Annotated in this window: 13 protein-coding genes; all 13 read left to right on the plus strand. The window is 63.1% G+C overall.

The window, feature by feature from the left end; translation table 11 throughout:
- On the plus strand, positions 1-204 hold a 204-nt coding region (locus DA1_RS16590), incomplete at its 5' end, for a phage head closure protein (protein WP_155737654.1).
- Positions 201-449 carry a hypothetical protein gene (locus tag DA1_RS16595; protein ID WP_034392565.1) on the plus strand — a complete coding sequence of 83 codons (249 nt, stop codon included), beginning with the start codon at positions 201-203 and terminating at the stop codon, positions 447-449. The genes DA1_RS16590 and DA1_RS16595, both read left to right, overlap by 4 nt.
- Before the next feature lie 5 nt (positions 450-454).
- Positions 455-1,051, plus strand: a complete 597-nt coding sequence (locus DA1_RS16600; protein WP_034392568.1) for an HK97 gp10 family phage protein — start codon at positions 455-457, stop codon at positions 1,049-1,051.
- Positions 1,041-1,394, plus strand: a complete 354-nt coding sequence (gene gp17, locus DA1_RS16605; RefSeq protein WP_034392571.1) for a tail completion protein gp17 — start codon at positions 1,041-1,043, stop codon at positions 1,392-1,394. The genes DA1_RS16600 and gp17 overlap by 11 nt, the downstream gene beginning before the upstream one ends.
- Positions 1,395-1,421: 27 nt before the next feature.
- Positions 1,422-1,649, plus strand: coding sequence for a hypothetical protein (locus DA1_RS16610; RefSeq protein WP_034392574.1), 228 nt, complete (start codon positions 1,422-1,424; stop codon positions 1,647-1,649).
- 210 nt (positions 1,650-1,859) lie between these two features.
- Positions 1,860-2,516 (plus strand): phage tail tube protein, encoded by a 657-nt coding sequence (locus tag DA1_RS16615; RefSeq protein ID WP_016454593.1) that lies wholly within the window; start codon positions 1,860-1,862, stop codon positions 2,514-2,516.
- A 103-nt stretch (positions 2,517-2,619) separates the two neighbouring features.
- Positions 2,620-3,063, plus strand: coding sequence for a phage tail assembly chaperone (locus DA1_RS16620; protein ID WP_034392577.1), 444 nt, complete (start codon positions 2,620-2,622; stop codon positions 3,061-3,063).
- Positions 3,060-3,371 carry a DUF1799 domain-containing protein gene (locus DA1_RS16625; RefSeq protein ID WP_230590765.1) on the plus strand — a complete coding sequence of 104 codons (312 nt, stop codon included), beginning with the start codon at positions 3,060-3,062 and terminating at the stop codon, positions 3,369-3,371. Before DA1_RS16620 ends, DA1_RS16625 begins: the two co-directional genes overlap by 4 nt.
- A gap of 432 nt (positions 3,372-3,803) precedes the next feature.
- A complete protein-coding gene (locus DA1_RS16630; RefSeq protein ID WP_034392583.1) occupies positions 3,804-9,098 on the plus strand; it encodes a phage tail length tape measure family protein in 5,295 nt (1,764 codons plus the stop codon).
- Positions 9,095-10,027, plus strand: coding sequence for a hypothetical protein (locus DA1_RS16635; RefSeq protein ID WP_034392587.1), 933 nt, complete (start codon positions 9,095-9,097; stop codon positions 10,025-10,027). The genes DA1_RS16630 and DA1_RS16635 overlap by 4 nt, the downstream gene beginning before the upstream one ends.
- Positions 10,024-11,250, plus strand: a complete 1,227-nt coding sequence (locus DA1_RS16640) for a hypothetical protein (RefSeq protein ID WP_051940661.1) — start codon at positions 10,024-10,026, stop codon at positions 11,248-11,250. Before DA1_RS16635 ends, DA1_RS16640 begins: the two co-directional genes overlap by 4 nt.
- Positions 11,250-11,957 (plus strand): hypothetical protein, encoded by a 708-nt coding sequence (locus tag DA1_RS30470; protein WP_155294217.1) that lies wholly within the window; start codon positions 11,250-11,252, stop codon positions 11,955-11,957. Before DA1_RS16640 ends, DA1_RS30470 begins: the two co-directional genes overlap by 1 nt.
- Positions 11,958-11,965: 8 nt before the next feature.
- Positions 11,966-12,478: a hypothetical protein gene (locus DA1_RS31345; protein WP_230590766.1), complete on the plus strand. Its 513-nt coding sequence runs from the start codon at positions 11,966-11,968 to the stop codon at positions 12,476-12,478.
- Positions 12,479-12,496 lie beyond the last annotated feature (18 nt).

A 12,496-nucleotide genomic window follows, 5' to 3' on the forward strand; every position in this document is an offset into this window, starting at 1 on the left:
AAGTCTGGCCTGGGCACGATCAAGGCAGACGCTGAGGTATCCATCGTCCGCGCGAGCATCCGCATCCGGCGCCGCGCTGGCGTGGACGCCGGCATGCGTGTGCTGTTCGACGGCCAGATCTACGAGCTCAAGGCCGTGCTGCCTGGGCCAACCCGCGAGTACATCGACCTGGTGTGCGAGCTTGTGAAAGGACCGACCCAATGACCAAACCACGGACACCGCGCGCACCGCGGGCGCCGCGCGCTGCCCCGGCCGACGACGGCGGGCCGCGCACGGTGCTGACGACCAGGCCCGGCACCATCGGCCCCTACGGCTACATCGCCGGCCTGCTGATTGACGACGTGCCGGCCGATGTGGCTGCGGCAAACGCGGGCTGGATGGACGCGGACCCCGGGCGCGTGGCAGAGGCCCGCGCCGCGCGTGCCGACGCTGTGCCGTTCAAGGGCTGACGGCCATGGCCAGCCAGCGTGATTTGCGCAAGCAGGCCCTGCAGGGGAACAAGACTTTCGGCATGGCGGTGGACCTGGGCGCGCTGGACAGCCTGCTGGCGGACCTGGGCGAGGATGTGCATGAGGCTATTCGGCCAGTTGCCCAGGCGGGCGCTCAGGTGCTGTACGAGCGGGTCAAGATCAACGTGCGTGCGTTGGGGCGCTCCACGGGCAATCTGGACCGCTCGATCTACCAGGCCTTCAGCCCCGAGAAGTCGGCCGATGGCCAGCGCGCTGAGTACCACGTCAGCTGGAACCACCGCACTGCGCCCCATGGCCACCTGGTGGAATGGGGCTACCTGCAGCGCTACCGCTACTACCGGGGCAACGACGGACAGGTGCGGCCCATGGTCCGGCCTGGCATGGATGGCAAGAAGCCACCAGGCCGGCGCGCCAGCCAGGCGCAGAAGGATGCGTACTACGTGACCCTGCCGACGCCCGTTCAGGTTCCCGGCAAGGCCTTCGTGCGCAGCGCAGAGAGCTCTGTGCCTGAAGCGCAGAAGGCCGCCGAGGCCGAGCTGTGGCGCAGGCTGTTCGAGAAGGGTGCATACCATGGCGCTTGAGACCGACCTGATGGCCGAGCTGCTGGCCGAGTGCCCGCGCGTCGTAGTGGGCACCGCTCCCTACGGCACGGCCATGCCTTACGTGACCTGGCAGCACATCGGCGGCGACGTGCTGCGCTACACGGACAACGCGCCGGCCAACAAGCGCAAGCCGCTCATCCAGATCAACACCTGGGCCGCCGCGCCGCAGCAGGCCTTTGCGCTGATCCAGCGCATCGAGGAACGGCTCTGCGCAGCCGCCACCTTCACCGCCCGCCCTCACGGCGACCCGATTGGGGCCTATGACGATGCAGGAGTTGTCTCCGGCTACCTGCAGACCTTTTCCATTCTGGGCGCCAGATAGCCCGGCTGCGACCGTACAGGAGTGTCCATGGACAACAAGACAGTTGAATCGAACAAGCGCCTGGCTGAGAACCTGCGCACCCTGGCTGACAGGGTGGAGGCCCAGGACCAGCTCGTCTATTACTCGGCCAGCGCGGCGGTTCCAGATGCCGCTGCAGTGTTGCCGGGCGGGGAGCTCGTCTTTCAGCGCCCTCTCCCCTTGAATCTCGTCATCGTGATGGGAGACAAGGATTTCGTCTCCAGGGAAACCCAATGAGCACAGCAACTACGGAACTGCACCGCACGCTGATACGCCTCGCCAAGGGCGCCATCACAGCCTGGGAGAAGTGGCTCGAAAGCCGCGCCTCTCACTGAACGTTTTCTCCAACCTGCCTCGCAGGCCTGCCACTCCCGATAGGGACTCGCAGCCATGACGCCTCGCAGAAACCGGCCCCTCTGGGGCCTTTTTCTTTGAAAGGGCCACAACATGGCATCTCTCCCTACCGGCTCGCGCATCGCCGTGGCCACTTCCATCGGCGCCAAGGTGCCTATCACCGCGATCACCAACGCGACCGAGGCCGTCTGCACGGCAGCGGGCCATGGCCTGGCCGTCGGCAACATCGTGATCGTCCTGTCCGGCTGGGGGCGCCTGAACGGCCTGGTGTTCCGCGTGAAAGCCATCCCGACCCCGGACACGTTCACCCTGGAGGGCCGCAAGGCCAACACCAGCAACACCAACCTGTTCACCCCTGGCGGCGGCGCTGGCTCGTTCCAGAAGGCCCTGACATGGGTGGACGTGGTGCAGATCCTGTCCAACAACACCAGCGGCGGCGATCCCAAGAAGGTCACGTATCGCTACCTGGAGAGCGAGAACGAGCAGGAAATCAACGACGGTTTCAGTCCGGTCTCGCGTTCGCTGGAAATCGACGCCGACGCCATCGAGACCCCGGGCTACACGGCTCTGGAAGACCTGTCCGCCAGCGGCGCCGACACGATCCAGCGCCTGACGATGAAGAACGGCGCGACCAGCTACCTGGCCTGCACCGTGGCGCTCAACGACGAGGTGCTGATGCAGGACGGCCAGGTCAACCGCGTGAAGGCCGATTTCAGCGGCAAGGGCCGCTCCACCCGCTACGCCAGCTAAGGCGTCAACCCCATGCACCGGCCCGGCTGTTTCGTCTCTTTCAGCGGAGGCGGGCAGTCGGGCACGGGCTTTTTATTTCTCCATCCGCTGAAAGGATCTCTCCATGCCCGCTCAATCGAAGACCGCTGTTTCCAACGCCGCAGACCAAGCCGGCAAGCAGAAGCCTCCCGCATTCATCTTCGGTGCCCGTCCGGACACCATCACTGCCGACGTTTCTTTCGTGCGCGTGACCGGCGAAGTCCATGAGATGGTCTGCCAGTTCAAGTACCGCACGCGCCGTGAATTCGGCGAGCTGTGGGACAAGGTGTCCGACGCCAAGATCCCGCAACCCGCAAACGGCGAGAAATTCAGCTTCGCTGGCCTGGCCGACAGCGGCCTGGAATTCAGCGTCGAGCGCACCCTCCAGTACCTGGCTGGCTGGGATCTGGACATCGAACTCGACAAGGCCTCTCTGCTGCAGTTGTTCGATGAAGAGCCCAACGCCGCCGCCGCGTTCTGGGAAGCCTACCGTGGCGCCCTGGTGGACGGCCGCGTAAAAAACTCTTGAGCGCCACCGTCGCCTATTTCACCCCCGACCCTGAGGTCGCAGAAGGCTGCGAGCCAGAAGACTACTGGGAAGACCCAGTGGAGGCCTGGCCCGAGAACGCCGAGCCGCTGGCGCTGTTCGTCGGCCTGCAGACGCAATGGGCTTGGGTGGTTGGAATGGGCGGCGGCGGGCGCATCGGCCTGCGATACGAAGCGGTCTATCCGCTGCTTGACCGCGTTGCGCAGGGCGACCAGGAGCTGTGGGACGAACTGTTCGCAGACGTGCGGCGGATGGAGATGGCCGTTGTCAACATCCCGCAGAAAAGGTGATGCGGTAGCATGCCCTTCATTTTTTAAGCGGGGCTTGTATGAAAAAACTATTCTTAGTTGGGTCGCTTATTCCAGCGGCTTTCTACCTGTACGGCAGTTACCTTGTCCATCAGCATCGCAAGCCAGTTCTCGCGGAGTTGAAAGACCCAGATTCTGCGCAGTTTCGAAAGGAGCGCTTGGTCAGGAAGGGCGGATTCACTTTGGAGGGGACCATCCTCTGCGGAGAGGTGAACGCAAAAAATGAAATGGGTGGATTCGCGGGCTATAAGCCATTCGCATCTGCAGCCAACGGCAGGGCGGAAATAGGATCGGATGCCGTTGATAGAAAGTTCGTTGAACTCTACTGTGAGTAGGTTCGATATTCATTACTAGACCGGCATTGTTCGGTAGGAAAAGGGCTCGCTTTGGCGGGCCTTTTTGTTTGGGGGTCACATGGAAGAACAAAACCGCAAGATTGGCTTCGTGGTTTCTGCGGAAGACGACACCAAGACCACCTTTCAGAACATCAAGACCGGCGCGGCCGACATGGCTGCGTCTGTTGCCAAGTCCGGCGAGCAGGCGGCCAAGGGCGTGAAGGGGATCGGCGATGGCGCCGATGAAGCCGCCCAGAAGATGGGGCGCGCCGAGAGCGCCATGGCTCAGGCGCTGACCCGCGCCACTGAAAAAGCCCAGATTGCCGCCCAGGCCGGCGAAAGCCTGTCGCGTGCTTTCGAGCAGAAGATCGAGATGCGCGGTCTCGATGTGACCAAGTTGAACCCGCTGGTCGCCAAGCTGCGCGAGGCCGAGGAAGCGCTCGCCTCGTTCAAGGCCCAGCAGGCCAAGGACGCTGGTCAGAGCTCGTTCCTGGAGTCCCTGCGTTCGCAGACCCAGGCGCTTGGCAAAACCAAGGCCGAGCTGCTGGAGCTGCAAGCCGCGCAGCTGGGCGTTGCCAGCCAGGCGGCCCCGTACATCGCCAAGCTGCGCGAGACCGAGGCCGGCATGGGTCGAGTCGGAAACACGGCGGCCCAGACGGCACAAGCTATGCGCATGGTTCCGGCGCAGTTCACTGACATCGTTGTGTCGCTGCAAGCCGGTCAGGCGCCGCTGACGGTCCTCTTGCAACAGGGCGGCCAGTTGAAGGATATGTTCGGCGGTGCTGGCGCTGCTGCGCGCGGCATGGCTGGCTACGTGGTCGGCTTGGTGAATCCCTTCACCGTGGCTGCTGCTGCCGCCGCAACGCTCGGCGTCGCGTATTACCAAGGCAGCAAGGAGTCGGACAACTTCCGCCGCTCCCTTGTGCTGAGCGGCAACCAGGCCGGCACCACCGTCGATGAGCTGAATGCCATGGCTCGCGCCATCGCCAGCACATCGGGCACTCAGGGTGCTGCCGCTGCAGGCCTTGCCGATATGGCTCGCTACAGCAAGGTCGCATCCGACCAACTGAAGGACTTCACTGCCATCGCTCTGCAATGGGAGAAGACCACAGGCCAGGCCGTCAGCGAGACGGCCAAGCAGTTCGCGGACCTGGCCAAAGATCCGCTGCAGGCATCGCTCGCACTGAACGAGCAAATGAACTACCTGACGGCGAGCATCTACGACCAGATCAAGGCTCTGGAGAAGCAGGGCAAGACCGCCGAAGCTGCGGCCGTGGCTCAGAAGGCCTACGCAGACGCGATGAAGACCGGAGCAGACGAGCTGACCCAGAACCTGGGCTACATCGAGCGCGCGGTCCAGATAGTGACGGGCGGCGCGAAGAAGATGTGGGACGCCATCCTCGGCGTGGGGCGCCAGACCTCGCCCACGGACCAGGCGGCGAAGCACCTTGAAGCGCTGCAACAGGAGTTGAATACAAAGCTCGCGCAGGGGCCAAAGAACGAGCAGTCGCGTACGAGCTGGGACAAGGGAGTCGAAAACCTGAAGCGGCAGATCCAGCAGGCCACCGATTTTTTGGCGTTCGCTGGCGCTGCTGGCAAGTCCATTGCCGAGACTCAGGCCGCCAACAAGGAGTACGTCGATGCAATGGAGGACTTCGACAAGCTTGCAGGCCAGTTTGCGACCAAGGATGTCAAGCGCAAGCAAGAGTTGACCATCGCTCAGAACACCTACAACAAGTCGGTTGAAGAAACGAAGCGAGCCTATGCCAACACGCCGGAGCTGGCGTCGAAGCTTGCTGATCTGGAGACGCGCTACAAGAACGCCGTCGAGGGGATCAACAAGCGGTACACCGAGAAGGGCTCGGGCGGCATCAGCATCTCGGACAACCAGCTCGCGAACCTGGAAGGCCAGCTCGCCGCCGCCAAGCAGTACCGCGAACAGCTGCTCACGCTGGGCGTGGCCGCCGCTGACTTGAACGTCGGTGAGCGCGAGTCGCTCAAGCTGTCGGCCCAGATCGAGAAAGCGACCAACGCGAAGACCCGGGCCAAGCTGGAAGAAGCCAAGGCCCTGGCCGATGCCCTGGGCGTGCAGCTGCGCAGCAATGACGGCTTGGAGAAGTCGATGAAGGTCCAAGAAGCCCTCATTGCTGGCAACTTCAAGGCCGCTGATTCGATCACCGACCGTGCGCGCGAGCAGGAGGCTGCCAACGCCGTGTTTGGCAAGGGCCGCACCGAGATCGAGCGCATGACGCTGGCCACGCTGCAGCAGCAGATGGCAGAGGCCCAGGGCAGCGACAGCTTCGACCCGAAGTACATCGCAAGCCTGGAGGCCAAGATCGCCGCCCAGAAACGCTATACGGCGGCGCTCCAGCAGGCCGACTACAAGCAGATGGACGACCGTCTCACCAAGTCGCTTCAGACCTCGAAGGATGAGCTGGCGATCCAGAAGGAGGGTCTGTCGCTGCTGGGTGCCGATGAGGTGCAGCGCAAGAAGATCATCGCGCAGCGCCGCATCGAGTTGGAGCTCGCCAAGGAGCTTGCGGAGATCGACCGCACGATCTACAGCGACGACAAGGACGAGAACGACAAGAAGCGCGAGACGCTGCGCCAGAAGGCCCGCGAGAAGGCCGAGACCAATACTCAGACCTCGCTGCTGCGCATCCAGGAGGAGTACGTCAACAAGCAGGTTGAGCAGTACGACGAGATCTTCCGCAAGGGCTTCGCAGACATGCTCAACAACGGGCGCGACGGCTGGGATAGCTTCACGAAGAGCCTGACCACCACGTTCAAGACGACCGTGGCGGACCAAATCTACAAGATGTTCCTGCGCCCGTTCGTTGTGCAGGTGGTTGCCTCGCTGCTCGGCGTGCAGGGTGGTGGCGGCGCCGGGGCAAGTGGCCTTTCTGGTGTTGGTGGCGGTGGGTCCGGTGGATTTTCGATACCGGGCCTGCCCAGCATGGGCGGCAGCTATTTCAATGCAGGCATGGCTGGAGGCTGGGCCGGTTTTGAGGGCGGCATTTCAATGATGCAGGCCGGAGAGTGGGCTGCGGGCGGCATGCAAGCCCTGGGCGCCGCCGCGCCCTACATCGGCGCACTGCTTCAGATTGGGCAAGGCAAATACGGCTCGGGCGTCGGCATGGCCGCTGGCGCTTACATCGGCTCGATTGTTCCTGTGATCGGGACGGCGATTGGCGCACTCATCGGCGGCATTGTGGGTGGTCTGTTTGACGGCGGGGCGCGTGGCCCGAACCACTCCGGCGGCGTGGCGTCCACTGGGACGACCGACCGGGACCTGGCTGTCAAACAGGTGCTGGGTACTGATGCGTGGGGAAACACCCTCACCGACTTCACGGATCGTGGCAACAAGGACCTCGACAAGCAGCTCGACAAGACCGTCAAAGGGATGCTCGATCTGTACAAGTCGCTCGCAAAGATCGGCGGCGTCAAGGCGCGCGATATCGACATAGCGGCTGGCTTTTCGGTCAATCCGAAATACGGCGACGAAGGGGCCATGGGCTTCTTTCAGCTCCTGGACAAGCAGACCGGGGAGGTGCTCAAGAAGTACAAAAATCGTGATCTCGACAAAGACCCGCAGAAAGCGTGGGCGCAGTTTGTTGCAGACATGGGTGGCGAACTCGTCAACGAGATCAAGAAGGGCGACATACCCGGCTGGATGAAAGAGGAGCTGGATGCAATTGGCGAAAACGTCACCCTGGAAGGGCTCAATGCCGCGATTCAGAAGATCGCGATCATCGACGTGGCATTCAAGGGATGGGCTGATAGCGTCACTGGCTTTGCCAATCTGACTGCAAAAGCGCAAACAGAACTGCTCAAGTTCGCGGGCGGCATTGAAGCCTTGGCGAGCGGCGTGAATGCCTTCTACGCCGGCTTTTATTCGGAGCAAGAGCGGGCGCTGATCCTGCAGCGCCAGGTGCGAGACCAGCTCAAAAAGCTGGGCATCGACATCGATCCTGCTGGGGGCGAGGCAGCGAAGAAGGCTTTCAGGAAGCTCATCGAAGACGCTCTCGCATCCGGCAACAACGAGCTGGCGGCAAAGCTGCTGGCCCTGGCGCAGCTGTTCGGCGTGGCGGCCGATGCCGCGCAGAAGTCAGCGGACACGGCGGCCGAGGCGGCGAAGACTGCGGGAGATGAGGCAGCCAAGGCTGTCGAGGATGCGCGCAAGAAGGCCAAGGATGCCGCATACGCGAACTTCGAGGCAGCGATCCAGCGTGAGCAGAAGTACTGGCAGGACGTGGCCAGCGCATCGCAGGAGGCCATAAGCAGCCTGTCGAGCGCGCTGAGCACGCTGCGCAGCAATGCGCGCGACCTGTACGGCTCGCTGGATGCCACGCAGCAGATGCTGGCCGCCCAGGGGATGGTCTACATCGAGGACGCACTGTCGGGCGTGCGCGGCGGGCGAAAGCTCACCGACTACGCGGGCCTGACCGATGCTATCGGCGCGGCCCGTGGTGGCATCAACTCGGGGCGCTACGCGACCCAGTTTGAACGCGACCGCGATGCGTTGGTCCTAGCTGGCCAGCTCAGCGAATTGGCAGACAAGGGCGATGCGCAGCTGAGTGCAGAGGAGCGGCAGCTCAAGGCCTCGCAGGAGCAGCTTGAGCGCCTGGACAAGACGCTCACGTACTGGCGCGACCAGCTGGCCGACAACAAGGCGCAGATCGATGCGACGCTGAGCGTCGAGGATGCCGTCAAGGCCCTGCATGCGCTGATACCAGGCTCCAACATCAACGGCGGTGGAACGGGTCAAAAGCCCGGCTCCAGCGGCGGCGCTGTGTGGGGGCCAGGGGGAGGCGGAAGCACGGCCGCAGATCCGAAGTACGTGCGGCCACGCGCGGACGGCTCTGGCGGCACCTGGTACGAGGGCATCACGGACCCGGGCCGCGTTGCCGAGCTGGACAAGCTCGCGGGCGGCTATCACAAGTTCGACGGCACAGGTGACGCTGCCGGGCTCAACGCCTGGATTCGGGAGAACAACCTGAAGCCGCAGGACCTGGCGGACCTCTCCGGCCTCTATGCACGCGACTGGGACAACTGGTTCAAGGCCAACGGTATCCCCGCCTTCGCGGGTGGCGGCCTGTTTGGCGGAGGCCTGCGTCTGGTCGGCGAGCGCGGTCCAGAGCTGGAAGTGACGGGCCCGGCGCGCTACTGGTCCTCTGCACAGACGCAGGCGCTGCTCAGTGGCGCGGGCGGCAATTCGCGCCTGGAGTCGTTGGTCGAGCAACTGGTCGCCGAGAACCGGCTGATGCGCGGGCAGATCGCGGCGCTGGAGCGCAACACGGCTGGCATGCCGCAAATGGCCGAGCAGTTCGACACCGTGGCGGAGTCGGGCGTCCTGAGAGTGGGAACGGTATGAACATTCTTTTGCCGAAAGCGATCACGCCGGATTCGTTCGGCCCCGCCACGTCGATTCCCGAGCTGGATGCAGCCCGGGGCGAGGTGGCGTGGGTCGGCTCCGGCAACTACAAGGTGGGCGACCGCCGCGTGTATGAAAGGAAAATCTATCAATGCGTGAAAGATCACACGGGCACCGCGACAACGCCGGACAAGATGCCGGCCGAGTGGCTCTTCAAGGAGCCAACTAACCGCTGGTGCCCGTTCGATCAATACCTGTTCACGAAGGCCCGCGCTGTTCAGTCGCTGACGTACGAGCTCAAGGGCGTGTTTGCCGATGGCCTGGCTCTGTATGGGCTGGAGGGCGACTCGCTCAGCATCACCATCACGGCCGGTCCTGGCGGGGCAAACCTGATTCCGCCCATCAACGCGGACCTCTGGCAACAGGCATACGGCGAATGGGAATACCTCTTCGGCGATCTGCAGCGCGGCGATCACTACGTGCTCCGGGGCATCCCGCTGCACCCCGACCAGCGCATCAAGATCACCGTGCGCCGCACCGCGCCGACGGCCGAGGCTGCAGTCGGCTACATCAGCGTGGGCAACCACAAAACGCTATTGGCCCCCTCGGGCGGCTTCAGCGCGGTCGAGGATGGCGCCGAGGTCACGACAAAGGACTACGGCTACACCAAAGACAACGCGGACGGCACCTACGAAGACATCGAGGGCCGCAAGGCCAAGAACATCAGCCTGTCCGTCGTGGTCGCCGCTGACCAGGCACCGCTGATCGATTCGCTGTTGACGCAGATCGCCGGCAAGGTGGTGGCAGTCGAAGTCTCCAAGCTGGCCAAGTTCTCGCACCTCGCAACCGTGGGCAAGGTCACTGGCACCGTGCGCTCCTCGGGCGGCCCAACTGCCCGCGCAGAAATCCAAATCAAAGGCAACGTATGACCGATATCGTCACGATCCCGGACGTGCTGCCGATCTCGCCCTATCCGGCGCTCGGCAGCACCAATTTCAACAACGAGGCCTATGCATACGCCACGTCGGTCCCGCCCGCTGTCGCGCGCATGCGCGAGATCGCCGTCGCGTGCCGGACGTGTGCAATTGCGGCGCAGGAGTTCGCGGTGGCGGCTCAAGGCCATGCCAGCAATGCACTCACCTATGCCAACAATGCAGCCGGCAGTGCCAGCGGAGCGGCCACATCCGCTGGGAGCGCGCTCACATCTGCCAATAGTGCCGCGACCAGTGCCAGCGGCGCTGCAGCCAGCTATGCGGCAATGCAGAAGCTGTACCTGGGTGCCAAGACGGCAAACCCCACGACGGACAACCAGGGCAATGCGCTGCAGGTTGGCGCGTGGTACACATATATCGGCACGGACCCCGCATACAAAGGCGTGTGGCTCTGGTGGGATGGCACAGCCTGGAACCCGGGTATTGGGCCAGTGGCGGCCACGCTCATGCCAAAGACTGGAGGCGTCTTCTCGGGCCATGTGTCCGGGCCAAGCGGAGCGACCGGGGCGCAGCACCCGCAGGCTCAGGAGGTGATGCTGAAGGCTCCAGAGGCCTGGGGAAAAGACAAGCTGATGGGTGATTTGGGCGTCGGCTACGCGCTGATGACCACTTCGACGGGTCGAGGCGCGGATTGGCCTGTGGAGGGCTATGACGAGAACTTCCAAGCGTGGGATGTCACGACTACCGGCATCCCTTCCCGGATGGTTCAGGTTGCCACGCAGGTATTCACGACAAACGTGTATGCCCGCACTCAAGGAAGTACCTGGATGCGGTGCCGACATGACGCCACATGGGGGGCGTGGTCTCGCGTGATTACAGACACGACTGCGATGGGTAAGCAGATAACGGTCAATCAGCCTGCTGGGACGCCGACTTACACCGTGGACCCCGGTTTGGGTGGTGTGCATGTCGTAACGATTAACGCGACATGCCAATTCATATTGCCTATCGGTCGACAATATGGCGATGAGGTCACGCTGCACGTTATCAGCGCAGGCGCAATACGCGCAATTACGTTTTCCGCCAACGTTAGACTGCCAATTGACGGGACTGGTGCACTTTTGCCGTTTCCTCAGTATCCGGCGGGCGGGATGGTAAGCCTCATTTTTACCTGCAATCTCGTCAATCGCTGGGAATGCTTTTATGCGGGGGTGCATTGATGTTTGCACGAAGTATGTTGATGGCTAGCGGGCAGCGGCAGATAAACGTCATTATCTCGGCCAATGTCCGCAGCCCAAACATTTCCGCACTTGCTACCGCGCAGGGGTGGCGCGGCACTGAAAACATCACTCTTGTGATCAATGCCGGGGTGGATGTGGCCACGCTGCAGATATCGGGCATTCCAGACGACCGGCTGCACATCATAAACAACGGTCGTATCGGCGGGGTGCTGAATAGCGGCACTGGCTTGTACACCCGCATCCGAATCCTCGTCACAAATAACGGCACGATATTCGGCGGCGGGGGCGCGGGTGGTCGAGGCAGCTCCGCAGGCTATTCATACCCTGGGGGAACAAGCGATACAGCCCAGGGCGGAGTAGGTGGTAATGGCGCAGGATTTACTGCATCTGCAGCGGTATCAATGGTCGCCAGAGACACAAGCCCCGCCCCCACAAGCGGATCGTATGTCAGCTACTCCGGCGCGATTTTCCCTGGCGACACTCGCCCCTGGGCTCAGGGCGGCTTCGGCGGATCCGGTGGCGCTATTGGGGTTGCAGGAGCGAATGGCGAAAACGCATCCAGCGGAGGAACTGGTGCGACAGGCTCTGTCCCTGGGAGTCCGCCCGCTGCAGCTGGCTACTACCTCGACGGAAACGCATACGTCACATGGCTTGCAACCGGCACGCGCCTCGGCCGCGTTATTTGAGGATCAACATGTACATCAACACCGAAACCGGGCAATACCCGCTGAGCGTTGCTCAGATCCAGGAGCTGCACCCCATGACGATGATGGCCCAGCATCTGGAATGCTATGCCCCAGTGGAGCCCACCGACACGCCCGCATATGACGCGGACACGCAAAAGCCGATTGAGGTCGAGCCTGTGGAAATCGACGGCGTTTGGCGGCAGCAGTGGTCCGTCGTGCCGCTCACCGAAGATGAGCTGGCCGAGCTGCAGCGCCTACGCGATGAGGCTGCGGCCGCGCTGATCCCGAAGTCCTGCACGCGGCGCCAGGGGCAGCTTGCGCTCCTCGCTCATGGCGTGCTGGACGATGCAGAGGCGGCCATTGCAGCGATCACTGACCCCGTGCAAAAGCGCGAAGCCCAGATCGAGTACGAGGCGGACACATGGGAGCGTGCAAACCTGTTCCTGCAGCAACTGTGGGCGCAGCTTGGCGGCACGCCGCAGTCGCTCGATGAGGCCTTCGCACTCGCTGTGACTCTCTGATCAGCCCCACTCCACAAC

This window comes from Delftia acidovorans NBRC 14950 (assembly GCF_001598795.1).
GTDB lineage: Bacteria > Pseudomonadota > Gammaproteobacteria > Burkholderiales > Burkholderiaceae_C > Comamonas > Comamonas acidovorans.